Source organism: Pseudomonas siliginis, assembly GCF_019145195.1.
Lineage (GTDB): Bacteria > Pseudomonadota > Gammaproteobacteria > Pseudomonadales > Pseudomonadaceae > Aquipseudomonas > Aquipseudomonas siliginis.
Map to the genome: position 1 here is coordinate 335383 of NZ_JAHSTW010000006.1, position 21281 is coordinate 356663.

Consider the following 21281-nt stretch of genomic DNA (forward strand, 5'->3'; position numbering starts at 1 on the left):
CGTGCTCCTCGCCGTCAGCCCTGGTGAGCGTCGTGGCGCAGCTTGTCGCCGGCCGGGTTGACCGCTTCGCGCACAAAGCCGAACCCCGTGCGGCGGTCGAGGCGGAACAGGGTGTTGGTGACGTAGACGTCCTCGCGAATCCCGACCACTTCCACCACTTCACTGACGCAGCGCCGGCCATCGGGCATGCGTGTCAGTTGAATGATCACGTCGAGGGCGGCGCAGATCATCTGACGCAGGGTGCGTTCGGCAATCGAGCGCCCGGTCAGGCCGACCAGCGTCTCCAGACGCAGCAGCGCGTCCTGGGCATTGTTGGCGTGCACGGTGCTCATCGAACCGTCGTGGCCGGTGTTCATCGCGGTGAGCACGTCGACCACTTCGACGCCACGGATTTCGCCGAGAATGATCCGGTCGGGACGCATGCGCAGGGCGTTGCGAATCAGGTCGCTGGCCTTGACCTCGCCATGCCCCTCAGCGTTGGGTGGACGGGTTTCCAGACGCACCACATGCGGATGGCCGAGTTGCAGTTCGGCGACGTCTTCGATGGTCACCAGCCGTTCGTGCGGGTTGATCAACTGGCTGAGGATGTTCAACAGCGTGGTCTTGCCGGTGCCGGTGCCGCCACTGATCAGGATGTTGCAGCGCCTGCCCACGGCGTTCTGCAGGAACTCGAAAATCGCCAGATCGATGGTCTGCATCGCCATCAGGTCGGTGCTCTTGAGCATGTCCTTGCGGAACTTGCGGATCGACAGGCACGGGCCGTCGAGGGCAATCGGGGGGATGATCGCGTTGACCCGGCTGCCGTCCGGCAGGCGCGCATCGACCATCGGCGAGGACTCATCGAGGCGGCGCCCGAGCGGCGCAAGAATGCGCTGCATGACCCGCTCGACGTGATGCGCATCGATAAAACGCAGATCGCTCTGATGCAGTACGCCGTCGCGCTCGATGAACACCCGGTGCGGGCCGTTGACCAGAATCTCCGTCACCGACGGGTCGCGCAGCAGGACTTCCAGTGGGCCGAATCCGGTGAGTTCGTCGACGATTTCTTCGCCGAGGCGCTCCATCTCGTAGCGCGAGATCGCCAGGTGCAAACGCGCGATGTATTCGGCGACCTTGTCGGTGACGAACTGCGCCAGTTGCTGGCGTGAACCTTCCAGCAGGTTTTTCCCCGACTCCTCGATGGCGTCGATGATGTAGCGGTGCAGCACCAGTTTCAGGCCTTCGTGATCGCTGTTGCCGATCGCTCCGTGCGACGTTGAGCCAAAGAGTTTTTCTGCGCTCATGAGTGGCCTCGCAGGCGGTCGAACCAGGTGACTTTCGGTTTGCTCAGGCCTTCGGAGCGTTTCGCCAAGCGCTCTCCGAGGGTGCGCAGGCTCTGGGTGAGTTTCTCCCGGGGCGCCAGTTCGAACAGACTCACGCCCTGGTTTTTCGCGTTCAGGCGCACGTCGGGACTGAACGCCAGCACGGCGATGACTTCCAGATTGAAGGTCTTGGCCAGGGTCTCGGCATCCGGCGCGACGTTGCTCAGGTAGCGATCGATCAGCAAGCGCCCGTGCTCGAGTTTCATGCCTTTCTCACGCCATTGATTGAGCACGGCGAGGTTGCGTCGGCAGTTGAGGACGTTCTGGTCGGTGTACCAGAGCAGTTTGTCGCAATGGCTGACGAAGGTGCGCAACGCTTCACTGTCGGCCTGCCCGGTGAGGTTCACGACAATGTGCTGGAAGTGCTGGCGCAAGGCGCTGAGCAGCATGTACAGCTCGGCGGCGCTGGTGGTTTCCAGCGGCTCGTCAGTGTTGGCGTAGGCAAGAATGCGCAGGCCGTGGTCGGCGCTGGTGAAAGCGCTGTCGATCAGCGTCGCGTCGAGGCGGCGCAAATGACGCAGGGCATCGCCGAAGTGAAACGAACTCTCCAGCCCCAACAACGCGAGGCTGTCGCCACGGGGCAGGCCGAGATCGAGCAGCAAGGTTTGCTGGCCGCTCTTCTGCACCACCATGGCCATGTGATTGGCGAGCAAGGCACCGTCGGAACTGCTCTGCACGCCGTACATCACCGTAAGCCCGCCAAGCTGGGTGTTGGGCGCAACGGCCGGCAAGCGCTTACTCAGGCGCCGCACCAGCCCGGCAACTTCGCTGGAACGCGAGCCATAGGCGACAAAATCCCGCGCACCGGCGCGCATCGCATTCAGCACAAGCTGATTGTCCATGCCGTCGCCGAGAGCAACGATCGCCAGCATCGGCTTGGCTTCCAGCGCACCTTCGATCAGCGCGCTCTGCGCCACGACATGCTCGCGGTCGAGACCGACGAAGACCAGATTGGCGAACGTTACATCGACCAGCGCGAGCAGTTCGTCGAGGCTGCCGGCACCGGCGCTGATGACCTGGCCGAGTGGCGCGAGGGCGCTTTGCAGCCATTCCAGATCGGTGCTGTTGCGGGTGATGGCGAGGAAGGTCTGACTGAGGTTCTGGTTCATTGCGACAACCCGCTGCGCTTGTCGAAGTTGCCGTTTTCGAGGAAGAACATGCGATAGAAATTCGGGTCGTAATTGCGCAGTTTCTCTCCCGGCAACGACGGCAGTCGCGCGTCCGCCGCCAGTGGCTGGACCAGGTGCGGGGTGACGATCATCAGCAGCTCGCGCTCTTCGCGTTTGATCTGCGAACCTTTGAAAAACGCGCCGAGGATGGGAATGTCACCCAGGCCGGGAAACTTGTTCACTTGCGAGCTGTTGGTGGTGCTGATCAAACCGCTGATGACAAAACTTTCGCCATCACCCAGCGACACGCTGGTGTCGGTCCGGCGGATGGTCAGCGCCGGAACGGTGGTGCCGGCGATGTTCACCGCGTTGGCAAAATCCAGTTCGCTGACCTCCGGGGCGACCTTCAGCGCGATGCGGTCGCGGCCGATGATGGTTGGCGTCAGGGTCAGGCGGATGCCGAATTCCTTGTACTCGATCGACACGCTGTCGCTGCCGGAACTGGGCACCGGAATCGGGATTTCCCCGCCGGCCAGGAAGCTCGCACTCTGCCCGTTCAACGCCACCAGACTCGGCCGCGCCAAGGTGTAGGCGAAGCCGCTGGTTTCCAGGGCGTTGATGATCGCCATGGTCTTGCCGCCGACCCAGGAGAAATTGAACAGCGAGTTATCCACCGGCAGGCGCGGCTGCGGCACGCCGTCGATCGGTGGCAGCGTGCCGGGCGAACCGAACAGGAAATTGCCGCGCGTGCCGATCAGCGACGCCGTGGCTTCCTTGAGTTTGGTGCGGCTGACTTCAACGAAGCGGATGTCGGTCTGCACTTGCGACGGCAGGGTCGCATCGTCGGACGGCACGCTGCTGGTCAGCGCCGTGGTCGCCGCGCCCTGGACAAAGACCATGGCTTGCTGCGGCTGCGCCGAGCAGGCCGTCCAGACCATCAGGCTGGTTGCGCCGGGGCCGACGCCCGTGAGCAAAAAGGACGAACCGCCATTGGCATGCACGTCGGCAATTTTCGGGTCGCCCACTGCCAGCCGAGTGATTGCCACCGGTGACTGCATGTCCTGCTGGAAGCCTTCACCGATTTCGATCACCGAGGGCAGGCGCGGCAGTGCCGAGCAATTGCCCACCGCCGCGAGGGCGGTATCCATCGTCAATCCCAACAACAGCAAGGCCCGGAGCGCCGGTTTCAATGTCGGTCTGAGTCGACTCTGCATGCACGTGAATCCTTGCGCAGTCATGGGGTTTGTTGGCTGATCTGGTTGCCGCGAATGATTTCCACCGCAGGCCTGGGCGCCGCGCCGGCACTGGCGGTGGCAGGTGTTTTTTGCGCGCTGCCCAGGGCGAGTTGAGTGAACTGGAAGAGCTGGCTGTTGGCGCGGTCCAGATGCGCGGGCGATTGCGCTTCGCCGGCCCAGTATTTCGCCAGCCGTTGTTCTTCGCTGCTGCGCACCGCGAGACGCAACGTGCCGACTTGAGTGGCGAGCATCAGGCGGCTGAGCAGTTTTTCCGGCACCGCCAGCACCACGGTGCGTGCGGCGATGCGGCGCTGGTCCTGTTTGACTTTTTCTTCGGCGCTGAGGCTGGGCGTCGCCGGTTGGCCGTCGTTGGTCAGGCCGTAATGATCGCCAATTCCGAGCACGCGCAGGGCCGGAACGGCGATCTGCGCCGACTGCTGCAGATTGCTCGCGTCCTCGCGCAGATACAGCAGCACATCGACGTAATCGCCCGGCAGCAACTGCCCGGCGGCACCGATCACTTCATCGACGGCCACGGTCAGCGCGCGCTCGTCGCGGCGAATCATCCGCGCCAACGCACCGCCAGCCTGGAAGCTTTCGTCATTGAGCCAGGTGCCGGCGCTGAGGTGGCGCCAAGGTGTGCGGCCGACTGCTTGTTCGATGCTGGTCAGGCTGCCGGCCGGCGCGCTGCGCAGTTTTTCCACGGTCACATCGGCGGCGGTCAACGGCGTGAACGGCGCTACATCGTGGAGCAGCACCACCACCGGTTGGCGGGTCTGGTCTTCGGCAATCGCGACAGTCTGTTCAATGCTGACCGCTGGGGCGACGGGCGCCTCGGCGACCGGGGCCGGCTGACGACTGAGCACCAGCCCCCAGTAACCGACAAAAACCGCGCCGAGCAACAGTAACGCGGCAAGGCCCATGGTGACGCGACTGTTCATGACGGCTCTCCCTTTCCTGCTGCACAACCGACTGCATTTGCTTGCGAAAGGCGGACTGAATCGGCAGCTATGAACATGCAACTATTTCGCTATTTCCAAGCTAGCTGATCCAAGCAAAAGCGCCATTAGTGACAGGCGAAATAACCGTACCAAAGTATGACGTTGGCCAGTTAACAGCCGGAAACGGCGGAAAAACGATGGGATTAATGCTTTGTGATTAATGCGTTCTTACAGTTGTTGGGCGGGGGTTTGTTGACAATGCTCAGGTGGCACGGTGGAACCTTGCCGCGGTGGTGATGTCGGCGCCAGAGGCGCGAAGGAGTGGAGCTATGTTTCGTATGACTTTTGATTATGTGATCGCCAAGGCTCGCGCGTTTTCCCGCAGTGAAGAGGGTGCTTCGGCGATTGAGTATGCGATTGTGGTGGCGATGGTGGCGGTGGTGGTTGTGGCGTTCGTCACTCCGCTTGGAGACAGGGTATTGGCGATCTTCAACAATATTCTGACCTCGCTCGATGGTACGGCTGTGACTCGGCCAACGCCTTGATCTTGTGAATACTGCACCTGGCTGATATCGCACTACACTGGATTTACCTTTCAGTATTCAGGTATTGCCTATGAACGCGTCTTCGTCGCCCCGCCAACAACTGCTTCTGGTTGATGATGAAGAAGACGCGTTGCTGGAGTTGGCGGAGTTGCTGGAGGGGGAGGGGTTTGTCTGTCATACCGCGACGTCGGTGAAGCTCGCGCTGCATCATCTGACCCGGCATCCGGATATTGCGTTGGTGATTACTGATCTGCGTATGCCCGAGGAGTCGGGCATGTCGTTGATCAGGCGGTTGCGTGAGCATACGTCGCGGGCGCATTTGCCGGTGATTGTGATGTCGGGGCATGCGGATATGGAGGATGTCAGCGATATGTTGCGGTTGCAGGTGCTGGATCTGTTTCGCAAGCCGATTTATCACGTGAGGTTGTTGGAGACTCTCGATAATCTTTTTCCCAAGCCTAAGGTTCAGGGTGGGTGAACTCGGCGGCCTTTGGGCCGACCGTGTTGGTGGGGTTTTGGGTGAATATCCGTTGCTGCGGGTGTTGCGGCTGGCGGTTTCGCCCTTACGGCGACTCACTTTTTTTACAAACGCCTAAAAAAAGTAAGCAAAAAAACGCTTGCTCCTACGTTCGGCCCTCGCAGGCTCGGGTTCCTTCGCTCCGGGACTGATCCGGGCGCAGCGGCTCCGGTTTGCTTCGCTGCACCTCCTTCCGCTGTGTCTGGCTGCGCCAGACGGTCGCTGCGCTCCCACGCCCGGATCAATCCCTCCACTCAGCCTTCCGACGTCGCCGGTGGATCAAGATCAAGAGCACTCGAGCTTGCGCTCATTGTTGAGTGGGGCGGCTTCGCCGCGGGCAGCTTCGCTGCTTTGCTTTTGCTTTTGTGGGAGCGAGCCTGCTCGCGAAGGCGGCCTGACAGCCTACCTGTTTCTCACTGAACGCACCCGATCAAACTGTGGGAGCTGGCTTGCCAGCGAAGGCGGCCTGACAGCCGACCTGTTTCTCGCTGATGTACTCGATTCAAACTGTGGGAGCGAGCCTGCTCGCGAAGGCGGTCTGCCTGCCGACCTGTTTCTCGCTGATGTACTCGATTCAAACTGTGGGAGCGAGCCTGCTCGCGAAGGCGGTCTGACAGCCGACCTGTTTCTCACTGAAAACCCACGATCAAAACTGTAGGAGTGAGCCTGCTCGCGATAGCGGCCTGCCAGCCAACCCATTCCTGCCTGATGTACATCAATCCTGTGGGAGCTGGCTTGCCAGCGAAGGCGGCCAGTCAGCCAACAACACTCTGCCTGTCTCACCACCTGCGCAACCAGCCTCTAGCTCTTGTCACTCCGGCACAAGCCTGTCCAGTACGCGGTTGACCGCCAGTTCGCCCAGCATGATCACCTGTTGTATCCCCAACAGGGAGCTGCGCTGCGGTCCATCGATAAATCCGGCGAGGTCGCTGGCCATGATGCTCGCCGAGGCCAGTGATTCGCAGGCATGGACCAACAGGGTTTCGTTGTCCGCAGCCGGGTCGACGATGAATAGGGTGCTGGGTTTTCGCGGTGCGGCGGGGTCTTTGATGAGGCGGGGGTTGAGGTAGTAATCGATGGCGCGGTCGGCGGCTTCCTTGAGTTTTTGCGCTTCGACGAGCGGGTCGGCGAAAGTCGGATCGGCAAGGGGTGGATCGGGCGTTATCTTTTTCACGGGCTCAGTCTCCTGATGGAGTAGGGCCGCAACCCGTTCGCGACTAAACGAAAGGGAGGCAGCTGCACGCAGGTTAGTCGACCGATGAGCCACGAAATCGGCGCGCCCGTAGGCGCCCTGCGCACAGCCACCATCAAGTGCAGGTATGCAATACCTGGCTGACAGGAACCTGTGCGTCGTGGACAAGCGGGCGACTAAACCCGACCACTGATGAGCAGTGGCAGGCAAACGATAGAACCCGCGCCCCAGGCGCACAAGCCGGCGGATTCTGGCGTAGCCGTAGGCAACGGCGCAAGGATTTGTGGGCTGTTGCGAGGTAACGGGGCGTGTGTTTAAACGGCTGGTTTAAAGCGCTGCGATAAATCGGTTGAATAGCCGAACCCTTTCGCGAGCAGGCTCGCTCACACAGGGACGGCGGTTGTACTCAGCAACCATGAACACCGCCGAATCTGTGGGAGCGAGCCTGCTCGCGAAGGCGGTGCGTCAGTCAAAAAAAATCCTGACTGACACACCGCTCGGCCCTTACAACTGATAACTGAAACTGATGCTGTACCGAGGCTTGCGATTCAACGTGTCCAGCGCTTCATCCGACATGGCCTTCGCCACTTCCAGAGCGACGTTGTAGTACTTGGCATCGCCGAACCTCAGTCCGAGCGCGGTGGATGACAGGTTGTTGGCCGGCACCGGCAGTTGGTTGAACCAGCTGCGCGAGCGGTCGACGACGACGTAGGGTTGCAGGATGCGCACCCAGTTGCCGTCGCGGTTGAAGCTGTAGTTGACCTCGTAAGCCACGCCCCATCCCTTGTCGCCCGAGGCCTGGTCGTCGGGGTAGCCACGGCCGAAGTTTTGCCCGCCGAATACGGCGCGTTCGCTGTCGGGCAAGGTGTCGTCGCTCCAGTACAGCGCCGCCGAGAGCACGCCTTGCCAGTTGTCGAGAAACTTGTCGCTCTGCACGCCGGACAGTCTGACGCGGAAGAAATCCAGGTCGATGTCGTCATAGTTGGTGCTCGCGCCGAGGCTGTCGAAGCCCTGGTAGACGCCGGCACTGAGGATGCGCAGTTGGCGGGCGTCGGCCTTGCGCCAGTCGCCTTCGAAAGCCAGGGCGCGGACGTCGGTGCGCAGTTCGGTGCTGAAGGGAAAGTTGATGCCGTCATAGCGCGTCTTGTCGTCGACCGCATACAAGCGCGAGCCGGCGGTCAGCAGTTCGTTGGCGGAGGCGATCAGGGGCGTGCTGAAGCCGATCGAGTAGCGATCGTTTTCGCGGTGGGTACTCAGGCGTCCGCCACCGCCGACCAGCACTTCGGTGTCCGGGTCGGCGCGGTAACGCGAGGCCGAGACGTTGAGTTGCGTGCCTTCGGTATCGAGGAACTGGCTGTAGTCGAGACGGTAGTAATGCTCTTTGTCGTCGCCCGGTGGGAACAGGCCGCTGAGGCTCAACTGTTCGCCCATCGACGTCTGCGAATTGCTGCTGACACCGAGCAACGCCTGCGGGCCGTTACGGTTGTCTTCGGTGGTGCTCAGAGTGCTGGTGAACGGTTTGCGACTGGCCTGGGCAACCAGGGTGGTCGCGCCATCGGTGGTGCCCGGCGGTGGCACTTGCGCTTGAATCGTCACGCCGGGAATGCGGCTCATCAGCGTGGTGTAGCGCTCGAAGGTTTTGCGCGTCAGCGGGCGTTCGGCCTGGATTTTCGCGGCGAGTTTGTCGAGCAGGCCTTTGACCCGGCCGATGTCGCCCTGCATCTGAATATCGCGCACGTAGCCTTCGACCAGCACTACCCGCGCCACGCCGTCATCGAAGTTCTGTTGCGGCAGGAACGCATAGGACAACAGGTAGCCGTCCTGCTGATAACGACGGGTGATGTTGCGCGTGGCTTCGATCAGCTCGGCAAGGCTGGCCTGACGGCCGATCAGGGGCTTGTAGATTTCCGCGAGTTCGTTGAGCGGGTAAATCGTGCCGCCTTCGATCTGCACGGTCTTGAGGTTGACCTTGGTTTCCATCAGCAATGGCTGCGCGGCGGTCGCACCCGGGTCTGGCACTTGCAGCGGCGCCGCGCTCGGCCGATAGGCGTCGGCGGGCAGGTTGGGTACGGGGAGGTTGCGGATGGTTTCGTTGCTGTTGAGAAAGCTGGGCAAGGTGTCGGCGAGGGCAGCGGAACTGAGGCTCAGGCACAGCAGGGATGCCAGTACGCGCATAGGACACTCCATGGTCAGAACACAGCACAGGGCAGATTTTTCCTTAGAAAAAAGGCGGAAGACTCGTGGGAATCTTCCGCCCTCAACCAAGCGTAGGCGCTGTAGGTAAGGCCGTCGAATCGGCCAGGTGCAATTTAGCGTTTGTTGCCGCCCAGCGCGCCGGTCAGGCCGCCGAGTACCCCGCCCAAGCCACCGGTTGCCGTGCCGCCGCCAGTGGCAGTGCCGCTGTTGACCAGACCACCGACCGCTGCCACGGTGCCGCCGACGTTGGTAACCAGACCGCCGACAGCAGTGGTGACCGGATTGTTGGTGGCGGCAATCGCTCCGCCGAGATTGCCGACGGCGGCGCCCACCTGATTTGTAAGACCAGCGACCGGAGTGCCGAGACCGGTAGCGGCGCCGACCTGTTGAGTGACAGTGGTGACCGCGCTGGTGACCGGATTGAGGCCCGCACCGACTGCGGCGCCGACACTGGCCAGCGGCGACGTGGTTGCAGTGATCGGCGTGCCTGAACCACCGAGTACGGTGTTGATCGACGCAATCGTGGTGCCCAGCCCGCCAGCGGTGACGCCGCCGGCACTGACCACGCCGCTGGTGCTGCCGGCATTCAGACCGCTGCCGACGTTGACCACGGCGCCACCCACGGTTTGCAGCAGACCGGTGCCGCCCAGCCCGCCACCGATGCCGCCGATGCCGCCAGTACCCGAGCCAGTGCCATTGGACACCAGGCCACCCGCTTTGCCGACCGCCGTGCCGGTGTTGCTCAGGGCGCCGCCGAGGGTGTTGGTCAGGGCATTGCCGCTGCCTGCGCCGGTGACTTTGCCGCCAAGGCTGTTCACCGTGCCGCCCACTTTCGAGATCACCCCTTTGAGCGGATCACCCAGACCGGTGGCATCGCCGAGCTTGTCGGTGGTGCTTTCGACCATGGCGATCACCGGCACCAGGCCGCTGCCGACCTTGTTGGTCAACTGGCTGGTCGGGCCGCTGGTCAGTGAGGTGTTGAGGGTGTCGCCAAGCATGGTGACTTTTTCACCGATGCCATCGACCAGCGGCGCCACGCGGGTGACTACACCGCCAACGACGGGAACGCTACGGGTCGCGGTGTTGAGTTTGACGCTGAGGTCCGACACGCCGTCGCCAACATCGGAAACCACGCCGCCAACCGAGGCCACGGTGGTGGTCAGGCCGTTGGGGTCAGTGGCCAGTTTGCCGATGCCATCAGTGACGCCATCGCCCAAGGTGCTGACCACGTTGCCGGTGGTGTTGGCCACGCTTTGCACGATGCCGCCAGCGACCGGAACAGTACTCAGTGAATCGCCGATCTGGCCGACGCCATCGCCGACACCGCTGACGGTTTTGCCGACATCCTGAACAAGTGTTGTGGTCACCAGCGAAGGTGCAGCGGGATTGGTCGGGTTGGTGGGATCGGTCGGGTCTGTCGGATTGGTTGGGTTGGTCGGATCGGTGCCACCGCCGGTACCGCCAGTGCCGCCAGTGCCACCGGTTCCACCAGTGCCTGCGGTATCGCCGCCGGTGCCACCTGTACCGCCGGTGCCGGCAGTATCGCCGCCGGTTCCGCCGCCCGCGCCACCGCTGCCATCGGTGCCCGCCGTGCCGTCCGCCGTCGAGCTGCCCGAACTGCTGCGATGACCGCCACCGCCGCTGCTGCAGCCGACGAGGCCGACCGAAAGAATCAGTGCCAGCGCGATTGCCGATTTGGACCACATCACTTGAGTTTTCATGATTGAGATTCCTGCACCTGTCACAACGTTACGTTGCCTTCGATGGCTCGCCGATCTGTCGTCGGCGATGCCTCGTCCGTGGCTGTAATCTCAGTCGAGGGCAGGTTTTTCACCATTCTCAAGTTGGTATTAACCCGTTTATATAGAGGGCTCGGCGCTATGCCGAAGGACTAATACCCCGGTAATAAACGGGCAAAAAAAAGCCTTGATATTCAAGGCTCGGTTTTTTGCAAAGCGGCGGGCAGGGCGCGGAAAAACTTAAGTGATATATACACAATTAACGGGTTTTTCCGCCCCGCCAGATCAGGCGATCGGTTGCCACTGACCGACCATATGTTCCAGGTCGCCGGCACCGATCAGACGCAACTCACCGCTGGAGCCCGCGGCACTGGCCAGCAATATCACTTCACTGGGCAGGCGCACCGGTTTGCGAAAGTGCACGGCGATTTCCAGGTTGGCTTTGGGCAGGTGATCGGAGAGTGCCGCCAGTGTCCGCGCCTTGTTCCCGAGTCCATGGGCAATCGCGGTGGGAAAACCGAACAGTTTGGCGCTCGCTGCACTGAGGTGAATCGGGTTGTAGTCGCCGGAGACTTTCGCATACTGGCGACCGATATCAGCAGGTGCAGTCCAGCGCGCCACTTCGAGCAAATCCTGTGACGGCTGCCAATCCTGAGCCAGCGCCTCGCCCTCGAGTTTCACCCCGCGACAGAGCATCTGGCTTTCGGCTTCCCACAGCGGCCCAAGCTGATCGTCGAGGGTGGTCAACAGATCGAACGTCGCGCCCTTGGCATGTGGTTGCAGGTTGTGCACACGCACGCTGACTTGCGCGCGACTGATCGCGCCCATTGGCCGCAACACGCGGATGCGGTTGCTCAGGTGAATCAGCCCCAGCAGCGGGAACGGAAAGTCCCTGGCCGTGAGCAATTGCATCTGCAAGGCGAAGGCGAGGATGTGTGGATAGGTCGGCGGCAGCAGGCCGTCATCGACGAAACCGCAGACCTTGCGATAGGCCGTCAGCCGTTTGCTGTCGATATCGACCCAGCAGCGCAGGCCGCTGTCGGGCAGTTGCGTACCGGTGATTTTGCGTCGCGTCGCTGCGCGCGAGTACAGCGCGGGCAGACTCGGTTCGCGATCCAGCGTGTGCCATTCGATGCTCATGCTCAAGCCCCCAGAACGCTTTGCCCACAGACCCGCAACGCCTGCCCGGTGAACGCGCCCGTGCCCGGTTGCGCCAGCCACGCCACGGCTTCGGCGACGTCTTGCGGCAAGCCGCCCTGGCCCAGCGAACTCATGCGCCGCCCGGCTTCGCGCAGGCCGAACGGAATGTGCGCAGTCATTTGCGTTTCGATGAAACCGGGGGCGACGGCGTTAATGCTGATGCCGCGTTCCAGCAGCGTCGGCGCCCAGGCCTGGGCCAGACCGATCAGGCCAGCCTTGCTCGCCGCGTAATTGGTCTGCCCGCGATTGCCGGCGATGCCGCTGATCGAGGCAAGCAGGACCACCCGTGCGTTGTCGCGCAGGGTGCCGCTGTCGAGCAGCGCCTTGGTCAGCACCTGCGGCGCGTTGAGGTTGACGGCCAGCACCGCGTCCCAGAATTCCGGGGTCATGTTGGCCAGGGTTTTGTCACGGGTGATGCCGGCGTTGTGCACGAGGATGTCGAGGCCGTCGGGCAGCTGCTCAATCAATTGCGCGGCGGCGTCATCGGCGCAGATATCGAGGGTGATCGCCCGGCCGCCGAGGCGCGCGGCGAGGGCCTCAAGGTCGGTCTTGGCTGGCGGTACGTCGAGGAGGATCACCTCGGCGCCATCACGGGCCAGGGTTTCGGCAATCGACGCGCCGATGCCGCGCGCGGCACCGGTGACCAGCGCCTTGCGCCCGGCCAGCGGGCGGGTCCAGTCAGTGACTGGCGTAGCGCACGCGGTCAGGCGAATTACCTGACCGGACACGAATGCACTTTTCGGCGAGAGGAAGAATCGCAGCGGGCCTTCCAGTTGATCTTCGGCACCTTCGCCGACGTAGATCAGCTGCAAGGTGCCACCGCCGCGCAGCTCTTTGGCCAGCGAGCGCGAGAAGCCTTCGAGTGCTCGCTGCGCACTGGAGGCGAACGGATCACCCAGGCTTTCCGGCGCGCGGCCGAGGATGACCAGATGCGCGCTATGGTCGAGGTTCTTCATCAATGGCTGAAAGAATTCGCGCAGTTGCTTGAGCTGGTCGGTGTGTTGCAGAGCGCTGGCGTCGAACACCACCGCTTTGAGTTTCGGCCCGTGGCCGGGGATCCATGCAGTGGCCAGCGAGGGCTCGGTGCCGTAGCTGTAGATTGCATCGGTCAAGCGGTTGGCAAACCCGCTGATCCGTTCGGCCAGCGGCCCGCCACCGATCAACAGGGCGCCCTCGATCGGCCGCAGACGCCCCGCCTGCCAGCGTTCCAGCCGCACCGGCGACGGCAGGCCCAAGGCCCCGACCAGACGATGGCCGAAGGATGAGTTGGCGAAGTCGATATAGCGGTCAGACATGGAACGCTCTCCAGAAGTTGGGGTTCAAAGTGTGGACTGTCCACGGCAATCAATCGTTCGATCGGCGCAATAAGGCCTACGCTGGTTTAGCAGAGTAGACCACTGACCCTGTGGGAGCGGGCTTGCCCGCGATGGCGGAGTGTCAGCCGCTGAAGGGTTGGAAATGCCGCCCCCATCGCTGGCAAGCCAGCTCCCACAGGTTTCCATGTGAATCCGCAAATTCCACAGGAGTTATCCATGACCCAGCTGCGCCGCGTCGCGATCATCGGCGGTAACCGCATCCCTTTCGCCCGCTCCAACGGGCCGTACGCCTCGGCCAGCAATCAGGCGATGCTCACCGCCGCGCTGGAAGGCCTGATCGAGCGCTACAACCTGCACGGCCAGCGCATCGGCGAGGTGGTGGCAGGCGCGGTGCTTAAATTGTCACGGGATATGAACCTGACCCGCGAATGTGTGCTCGGCTCGCGCTTGTCTCCGACGACGCCGGCCTATGACATCCAGCAAGCCTGCGGCACCGGTCTGGAAGCGGCGCTGCTGGTGGCGAATAAAATCGCGCTCGGCCAGATCGACTGCGGCATCGCTGGCGGCGTCGACACCACTTCCGATGCGCCGATCAGCGTCAGCGAAGGCCTGCGCAGGATTCTTCTACAGGCCAACCGCGCCAAGAGCACCGGCGACAAACTGAAAACCCTTTTGCAGTTGCGCGCCCGGCATCTGATTCCCGAATTCCCGCGCAACGGCGAGCCACGTACTGGCCTGTCCATGGGCGAGCACTGTGAGCTGATGGCGCAGACCTGGAATATTCCCCGCGAAGAACAGGATCAACTGGCCCTCGAAAGCCACCACAAACTCGCCGCTTCCTACGGCGAAGGCTGGCACAACGATCTGATGACGCCATTCCTCGGCCTGACCCGCGACAACAATCTGCGCCCGGACCTTACCCTGGAAAAACTCGCCACGCTGAAACCGGCCTTCGAGAAAAGCGCCAAGGGCACGCTGACGGCCGGCAATTCCACGCCGCTCACCGATGGCGCTTCGGTGGTGTTGCTGGGAAGTGAGGAATGGGCCAAAGCGCGCGGCTTGCCGATCCTCGCTTATCTGCGCGACGGCGAGGCGGCGGCGGTGGATTTCGTCAACGGTGCCGAGGGCCTGCTGATGGCGCCGGTGTATGCCGTGCCACGCTTGCTGGCGCGCAATGGGCTGACGTTGCAGGATTTTGATTACTACGAAATTCACGAAGCCTTCGCCGCGCAAGTGCTGTGCACGCTCAAGGCCTGGGAAGATCCCGAATACTGCAAAACCCGCTTGGGGCTCGACGCACCGCTGGGTTCGATTGATCGCAGTCGGCTTAACGTCAAAGGCAGTTCGCTGGCGGCGGGGCATCCGTTCGCCGCGACGGGCGGGCGCATTGTCGCGAACCTGGCCAAACTGCTGGATGCGGCGGGCAAGGGGCGAGGGTTGATTTCGATCTGTGCGGCGGGCGGGCAGGGTGTCACCGCGATCATTGAACGCTAAGCAGTATTCCAATGTGGGAGCGAGCCTGCTCGCGAAGGCGCCGTGTCAGTCGCCATCATTCTCTGCTGACAGAGCGCTTTCGCGAGCAGGCTCGCTCCCACAGGGGCTCCGGTGCATGTGTATGTCAGATTCTGTCGCAAATGCCCTTGCCGACCGATACCAATCAATGCCACGGTCTCGGCTATGATTCGCCCGGGTCGCTGCGATTGATCCGGCACAGTGTGTGCATCCTCAAGGTTCACAGGTCGGCAACCCCTCCCCGTCGGGCGAGGATTGCCGTATAACGAGTGACATTCGCGTGTTTGGTAATAAAGGACCCACAATAAAAGCTGATGAAGACTCCAAAACGCATTGAACCCCTGATCGAGGACGGTCTGGTCGACGAAGTGCTGCGCCCACTGATGAGTGGCAAAGAGGCAGCTGTTTATGTAGTGCGCTGCGGCAATCAGTTACGTTGCGCCAAGGTCTACAAGGAGGCGAATAAACGCAGTTTCCGCCAGGCGGCCGAGTATCAGGAAGGCCGCAAGGTTCGTAACAGCCGTCAGGCGCGGGCCATGGCGAAGGGGTCCAAGTTCGGTCGCAAAGAGACCGAAGACGCCTGGCAGAACGCCGAAGTGGCGGCGCTGTTCCGTCTGGCCGGCGCCGGTGTGCGAGTGCCCAAACCCTATGACTTCCTCGACGGCGTGCTGTTGATGGAGCTGGTGGCCGACGAATTCGGCGACGCCGCGCCGCGTCTGAACGACGTGGTACTGGAGCCGGATCAGGCGCGCGAGTATCACGCGTTCCTGATTTCGCAGATCGTGCTGATGTTGTGTACCGGTCTGGTGCACGGTGACCTCTCCGAGTTCAACGTGCTGCTGACCCCGACCGGCCCGGTCATCATCGACCTGCCCCAGGCAGTCGACGCTGCGGGCAACAACCACGCGTTCAGCATGCTCGAGCGTGACGTTGGCAACATGGCTTCGTACTTCGGCCGTTTCGCGCCGGAATTGAAGAAGACCAAGTACGCCAAGGAAATGTGGGCGTTGTACGAAGCCGGCACCTTGCACCCGAACAGTGTGCTGACCGGCGAGTTCGACGATCCGGAAGACCTGGCCGATGTTGGCGGGGTGTTGCGCGAAATCGAAGCGGCGCGCCTCGACGAGGAACGCAAGCAAGCCATTCGCGCGGCGGACGACGCGCCGAAAGGCAAACCCGAAGAACCGCCTCCACCGCCGTGGATGCAGTGATCGCGTGATGAAAAACCCGGCTTCGGCCGGGTTTTTTGTGCCTGCGCATTCCAGAACCAGCGAAACACCTGTGGGAGCGAGCCTGCTCGCGAAGGCGGTATGTCAGTCACCGATAACGGTGGTTCAAATGCCTTTCGCAAGCAGGCTCGCTCCCACAAGAGATATTGGTGTTGCTGAAAGTTGTATGGGAATCTGGCCTGCCTTCGCACACTCAAGGACTGAATGTGACCACCCCACGCAACATCCACCTGATCGTAACCGCCCGGCTGATCTCCGATTTCGGCGCCTTCCTCAACATGGTCGCGCTGGCCACTTACGTTTATTTGCTGAGCAACAGCGCCATGAGCGTCGGCATCTTCCTTGCCAGCCGCGTCGTTGGCGGAATTTTCGCCAGCCTGATCGGCACGCGCTTCTACCGGCGCTGGCAGGGCCGCGCGCCGCTGATTGCTTTCGATCTGTTGCGCGCTGCACTGCTGGGGCTGCTGTTGATTACTCCGGCGAGTCAGCAGGCATGGCTGTTGCCGTTGATTGCCTTCGGCCTCGGCTTGGGCAATTCGATGTTCGCCATCGGCCTCAACAGCCAGTTGCCGCGTTTGATTGAGCCGGCGCAGCTGCTCAAGGCCAATGCCTGGATCACCTCAGCCTCTTCAGCAGCCATGGTCGGCGGCAGTCTGGTGTCGGGGTTGCTGGTGGCTGCTTTTGGTTTTGAAACGGTCTTCGTCCTCAATGCGCTGACCTATGTGCTCGCGGCGCTGCTGATCATGCCGCTGCGTTTCGAAAAAACCGATGTCAGCGAACAGCCGGAGCGCGGTGAATGGTTTGCGCTGCGGCAGGGCCTGCGTTCGGCGCCAGTGGTCGCGGCCATGCTTGCGGTGACCATGGCCGACACCTTGGGCAGCGCTGCGCACAACGTCGGCTTCCCGATCATTTCGAAACTGCTCACGCCCGAGGCGGCGAGTACGACCTTGGGCCTGGCGCTTGCGGTATGGGCCAGCGGCAAGCTGCTCGGCGCACGCATCGCCAGTCACCTCAAGGGCTCGGAGAACAGCCACCTTGAAAGACGATTTTTCTGCGGCGTGGCGCTGATGTCCTGCGGTTTCATTCTGATGTTCCAGCAGCACAGCCTCTACGGTCTGCTGCTGTTTGCATTGCCGGCCGGGCTTGGTGATGGAGTCTCCGAAGTCAGCCTGATGTCACGTTTGCAACGGGAACCTGCGGCGTTGCGCCTGCCGATTTTCAGCGTGCTGACCTTGCTGCAGATGAGCGGTTTCGGCATCGGCATGTTGGTCGCTGCGCCGTTCTATGCGTGGTGGACGCCGGGGGCCGTGGTCATGCTGTTCCACGGCATTCCCCTCGGCACCTTGGGCGTGGTGACGCTGTTGCGGATCAGGCGCGAGCGGGTTGCGCGCAGCAGCCCGACGCCAGCTCCTTGAGGATCGGGCAGTCCGGGCGATGGTCGCCGCTGCAATGCTCGACCAGGTCCTGCAGGGTGTCGCGCAACTCGCCGAGCTCGCGGATCTTCTGATTCAGCTCGTCGATGTGCTGGCGCGCCAGGGCCTTCACGTCGGCGCTGGCGCGCTGGCGATCCTGCCAGAGGGTCAGCAGCTTGCCGACCTCTTCCAGGGAAAAGCCCAGATCCCGCGAGCGCTTGATAAACGCCAGCGTGTGCAGGTCATCGCTGCCGTATACGCGGTAACCGCTGTCGGTGCGATTGGCCGCTTTGAGCAAACCGATCGACTCGTAGTAACGAATCATTTTTGCACTCAGGCCACTTTGTCGGGCCGCTTGGCCGATGTTCATCGGTGTTCCTCCAGGTCCTTGGGCTTCCAGGTTTTCAACAGTAGCGCATTGCTCACCACGCTGACGCTCGACAGCGCCATCGCCGCGCCGGCCAGCACCGGATTGAGGAAACCGAATACCGCCAGCGGAATGCCGATCAGGTTGTAGACAAAGGCCCAGAACAGGTTCTGGCGAATCTTTGCGTAGGTCTTGCGACTGATCTCCAGCGCCGCCGGCACCAGTCGCGGATCGCCGCGCATCAGGGTGATACCGGCCGCGTGCATGGCAACGTCGGTGCCGCCGCCCATGGCGATGCCGATGTCGGCAGCGGCGAGGGCCGGGGCGTCGTTGATGCCGTCGCCGACCATGGCGACTACGCCGGTTTTCTTCAGCTCGGCGACGGTCGCGGCCTTGTCGGCAGGCAGCACTTCGGCGTGGACATTTTGGATGCCCAGAGCCTCGGCCACCACCCGTGCGCTGCCGCGATTGTCGCCGGTCAGCAGGTGGCTCTGGATATCCCGCGCGGCGAGTTGTTGCACCGCTTGCAGTGCGCCGGGTTTCAGCGTGTCACCGAAGGCGAACAGACCCAGCACCTTCGGCTCAGGACTTTGTTCGATCAGCCACGACAATGTGCGTCCTTCGCGTTCCCACGCTTCGGCGGATGTGCTCAATTCACCGGCACTCAAGGCGCTTTCGTCGAGCATCCGCCGATTGCCCAGCGCCAGGCGCCGGCCATCCAGCGTGCCGGCGATGCCGCGTCCGGTCAGCGCCTGGCTGTCGCTGACATCGGGCACGTTCAAGCCGCGTTCGGCGGCGGCATCCAGCACCGCTTTGGCCAACGGATGCTCGCTGCCGCGCTGCAACGCACCGGCCAAGGTCAGCAGATTGTTTTCGTCGCCATCGACCGCGCTGAAGTGCGCGATACGCGGCGTACCCGAGGTCAGCGTGCCGGTCTTGTCGAACACCACACTGCTGACTTCATGGGCGCGCTCCAGCGCTTCGGCGTCCTTGATCAGAATGCCGTGGCGTGCGGCGACGCCGGTGCCGGCCATGATCGCCGTCGGGGTGGCGAGGCCGAGGGCGCACGGGCAGGCGATCACCAGCACGGCGACGGCATTGATCACCGCAGTTTCCAGCGGTGCGCCGTACAGCCACCAGCCGATCAGCGTGGCAAGGGCGATCAGCAACACAGTCGGCACGAAAATCTGGCTGACCTTGTCCACCAATTTCTGGATCGGCGCTTTCGCCGCTTGCGCGTCCTCGACCAGACGAATGATCCGCGCCAGCACGGTTTCCGCGCCGAGCGCCTGGGTGCGCACCAGCAAACGACCTTCGCCATTGATCGCGCCGCCGGTGACCTTGTCGCCCGGCTGTTTCGGCACTGGCAGGCTTTCGCCGCTGATCAGCGCTTCGTCGGCGTGGCTCTGGCCTTCGACGACTTCGCCATCCACCGGGAAGCGTTCGCCGGGTTTGACTAGCACCAGATCGTCGAGGCGCAGGGCGCTGATCGCGACGTCCTGCTCACGCCCCTCGATGACTTGAATCGCACGCTCCGGCCGCAATGCTTCGAGGGCGCGGATGGCGCTGGCGGTCTGGCGTTTGGCGCGGCTCTCGAGATACTTGCCGAGCAACACCAAAGCGATGACCACCGCCGAGGCCTCGAAATACAGATGCGGCATGCGTCCGGCCGCGCTGCCCCATTCATAGACACTCAGGCCATAACCGGCGCTGGTGCCGAGGGCGACGAGCAGGTCCATGTTGCCGGCGCCGGCGCGCACGGCTTTCCACGCCGCCACATAAAAGCGTGCGCCGAAGATGAATTGCACGGGGGTGGCGAGGGCGAATTGCGCCCAGGCCGGGAGCATCCAGTGAATGCCGAACGGCTGCAGCAACATCGGCAACACCAGCGGCAGAGCGAGGGCGATCGCGCAGATCAATGCCCAGCGCTCGCGATGCAGGCGTTTTTGCTGGTCATCGGACTGTGGCCGTTCAGCTTGCCAGACGCTGGCCGAGTAACCGGCCTTGCTCACCGCGTCGAGCAGGGTTTGCGTATCGACCTGGCCGAGCAATTCGATGTGCGCACGTTCGTTGGCCAGATTGACACTGACGCTGCTCACGCTTGGGACTTTGCTCAGGGCGCGTTCGACGCGACCGACGCAGGACGCGCAGGTCATGCCGTCGATGCTCAATTCGACGGTTTGCCGGGGCACGCTGTAACCGGCGCGCTCCACGGCTTGCATCAGCGCCGGCAGGCTGTCGCCGGGCGCCTGTACCCGCGCCTGTTCGGTGGCCAGGTTGACGCTGACGGCACTGGCGCCGCTGACCTTGCGCAGCGCCCGCTCGACACGCCCGGCGCAACTGGCGCAGGTCATGCCGGCAATCGGCAGATCGAAAGTGGTGGATTCGGACATCGGTCGCGCTCCCTGTAGTGGATGTCTACAGGATCAACCTTGCCATGCGGGCAAGGTCAAGCACCATTCTTGTGGGAGCGAGCGTGTTGATCGTTCCCACGCTCCGCGTGGGAATGCCTCCTGTGACGCTCCGCGTCACACTTCGGGACGCAGAGCGTCCATGGCTGCATTCCCACGCAGAGCGTGGGAACGATCGGCGACGGATCGGCGATTGGCTCAGTAACCGAGGCCAGCCGGCTTGAGGTACACGCCTTCGGCATTCATCGCCAGGCGGAACTTCAGCACATCCCCCGCGTGCAGCACGACTTCCTGCGAGCCCGGTGCGAGCATGCCGGGATTGCAACCCGGCGCCTGGCCCGGCAGCAGTTTCAAGCGCAGCGAAACCTTGCCCGGTGGCAGGTTGAACGACGTGCTCTGCTCCTGGAACAGGCGTGCCGAGAGCTGGTCCTGGATGTACACGCCGATTTCGCACGAGGTCGCCACTTCGAGGCGCTCGCGGGAAATGATCAGTACCGCGTAATCCTCGCCGGCGGCTTGCACCTGCGGGACGGCGGCGAAAAGGCTGAGCAAGCCAAACAGGCCCAAAGCTGACCAGCGCATGGCTGAATCTCCTGAATTCCAGTCATTGATGCATGCAGCTTGGCCGAGCGCGACGCCGAATGCCAGCCCGGCAGTTTTTCGCAGAACTTGACCTTGCCATCGTGGCAAGCTCGAGACTGCCGGCAACCTCACTCAAAGGAGTTTTCCCATGCAAGTGTTCAACGTTCAAGGCATGTCCTGCGGTCATTGTGTCAAAGCCATCACCACTGCGGTGCAGGCGCTGGATCCGGCGGCCAGCGTGCGCGTCGATCTGGCGGCCAAGGAAGTCGGCGTCGAGAGCGCGCTGAGTGCCGATCAGGTCATCGCAGCGATCCGCGAAGAGGGTTATGAGGTGAAGCTCGTCTGAAATTGATCGTTAGCGAGCTATCGGAATGTTCAAGGCGTCCGGGCGCGGCTAGACTGTCGGGCTGCGACTTG

Annotated in this window: 18 protein-coding genes; 6 read left to right on the plus strand and 12 right to left on the minus strand. The window is 62.7% G+C overall.

Annotated elements, in window-relative coordinates:
• Positions 1-14: 14 nt before the first annotated feature.
• From KVG87_RS14505 to cpaB, 4 genes are read right to left on the minus strand one after another with little or no spacing between them, the layout of a single operon-like run.
• Positions 15-1283, minus strand: a complete 1269-nt coding sequence (locus KVG87_RS14505) for a TadA family conjugal transfer-associated ATPase (protein ID WP_217851282.1) — start codon at positions 1281-1283, stop codon at positions 15-17.
• Positions 1280-2470, minus strand: coding sequence for a CpaE/TadZ family protein (locus KVG87_RS14510; RefSeq protein ID WP_217851283.1), 1191 nt, complete (start codon positions 2468-2470; stop codon positions 1280-1282). The genes KVG87_RS14505 and KVG87_RS14510 overlap by 4 nt, the downstream gene beginning before the upstream one ends.
• Positions 2467-3684, minus strand: a complete 1218-nt coding sequence (locus KVG87_RS14515) for a type II and III secretion system protein family protein (protein ID WP_217851284.1) — start codon at positions 3682-3684, stop codon at positions 2467-2469. The genes KVG87_RS14510 and KVG87_RS14515 overlap by 4 nt, the downstream gene beginning before the upstream one ends.
• 20 nt (positions 3685-3704) lie before the next feature.
• Complete coding sequence (cpaB, locus tag KVG87_RS14520) at positions 3705-4646, minus strand: Flp pilus assembly protein CpaB (protein WP_217851286.1); 942 nt, start codon at positions 4644-4646, stop codon at positions 3705-3707.
• A gap of 329 nt (positions 4647-4975) precedes the next feature.
• On the opposite strand from cpaB, the gene KVG87_RS14525 reads away from it, so the two are divergent.
• Positions 4976-5191, plus strand: coding sequence for a Flp family type IVb pilin (locus KVG87_RS14525; protein WP_437180901.1), 216 nt, complete (start codon positions 4976-4978; stop codon positions 5189-5191).
• A 70-nt stretch (positions 5192-5261) separates the two neighbouring features.
• Entirely contained in the window at positions 5262-5669 is a 408-nt protein-coding gene (locus KVG87_RS14530; protein ID WP_041480644.1) for a response regulator, read from the plus strand.
• Positions 5670-6519: 850 nt separating this feature from the next.
• Here KVG87_RS14530 and KVG87_RS14535 read toward each other — a convergent pair.
• From KVG87_RS14535 to KVG87_RS14555, 5 genes are all read right to left on the minus strand, one after another.
• Entirely contained in the window at positions 6520-6882 is a 363-nt protein-coding gene (locus KVG87_RS14535; RefSeq protein WP_041479635.1) for a DUF6124 family protein, read from the minus strand.
• Positions 6883-7404: 522 nt separating this feature from the next.
• Positions 7405-9075, minus strand: a complete 1671-nt coding sequence (locus KVG87_RS14540) for a ShlB/FhaC/HecB family hemolysin secretion/activation protein (RefSeq protein ID WP_217851288.1) — start codon at positions 9073-9075, stop codon at positions 7405-7407.
• A gap of 134 nt (positions 9076-9209) precedes the next feature.
• Positions 9210-10817: a collagen-like triple helix repeat-containing protein gene (locus tag KVG87_RS14545; RefSeq protein WP_217851290.1), complete on the minus strand. Its 1608-nt coding sequence runs from the start codon at positions 10815-10817 to the stop codon at positions 9210-9212.
• A 303-nt stretch (positions 10818-11120) separates the two neighbouring features.
• Complete coding sequence (locus KVG87_RS14550; RefSeq protein ID WP_217851293.1) at positions 11121-11975, minus strand: MaoC/PaaZ C-terminal domain-containing protein; 855 nt, start codon at positions 11973-11975, stop codon at positions 11121-11123.
• A gap of 2 nt (positions 11976-11977) precedes the next feature.
• The gene (locus KVG87_RS14555; protein ID WP_217851295.1) at positions 11978-13330 is read right to left on the minus strand and encodes a 3-oxoacyl-ACP reductase; all 1353 of its coding nucleotides are present in this window, start codon (positions 13328-13330) and stop codon (positions 11978-11980) included.
• 237 nt (positions 13331-13567) lie between these two features.
• Here KVG87_RS14555 and KVG87_RS14560 point away from each other — a divergent pair, with 237 nt between their 5' ends.
• The 3 genes from KVG87_RS14560 to KVG87_RS14570 all read left to right on the plus strand — a co-directional run bounded on the left by KVG87_RS14560 (position 13568) and on the right by KVG87_RS14570 (position 17507).
• Positions 13568-14845 (plus strand): acetyl-CoA C-acetyltransferase, encoded by a 1278-nt coding sequence (locus KVG87_RS14560; RefSeq protein WP_217851297.1) that lies wholly within the window; start codon positions 13568-13570, stop codon positions 14843-14845.
• 332 nt (positions 14846-15177) lie between these two features.
• Positions 15178-16074, plus strand: coding sequence for a PA4780 family RIO1-like protein kinase (locus tag KVG87_RS14565; RefSeq protein ID WP_016771829.1), 897 nt, complete (start codon positions 15178-15180; stop codon positions 16072-16074).
• Positions 16075-16298: 224 nt separating this feature from the next.
• Positions 16299-17507, plus strand: a complete 1209-nt coding sequence (locus KVG87_RS14570; protein WP_217851300.1) for an MFS transporter — start codon at positions 16299-16301, stop codon at positions 17505-17507.
• Here the strand turns inward: KVG87_RS14570 and cueR are convergent.
• The 3 genes from cueR to KVG87_RS14585 form a co-directional block, all read right to left on the minus strand.
• Positions 17461-17874: a Cu(I)-responsive transcriptional regulator gene (gene cueR / locus KVG87_RS14575; RefSeq protein ID WP_016771827.1), complete on the minus strand. Its 414-nt coding sequence runs from the start codon at positions 17872-17874 to the stop codon at positions 17461-17463. The two genes, KVG87_RS14570 and cueR, sit on opposite strands and share 47 nt — an antisense overlap.
• Positions 17871-20264: a copper resistance metal-translocating P1-type ATPase CueA gene (gene cueA, locus KVG87_RS14580; protein ID WP_217851302.1), complete on the minus strand. Its 2394-nt coding sequence runs from the start codon at positions 20262-20264 to the stop codon at positions 17871-17873. Before cueA ends, cueR begins: the two co-directional genes overlap by 4 nt.
• 216 nt (positions 20265-20480) lie before the next feature.
• Positions 20481-20864, minus strand: coding sequence for a hypothetical protein (locus KVG87_RS14585; protein ID WP_024011458.1), 384 nt, complete (start codon positions 20862-20864; stop codon positions 20481-20483).
• 148 nt (positions 20865-21012) lie between these two features.
• Between KVG87_RS14585 and KVG87_RS14590 the strand changes: the two genes are divergently transcribed.
• A complete protein-coding gene (locus tag KVG87_RS14590; protein ID WP_041479643.1) occupies positions 21013-21210 on the plus strand; it encodes a cation transporter in 198 nt (65 codons plus the stop codon).
• Positions 21211-21281: the final 71 nt, after the last annotated feature.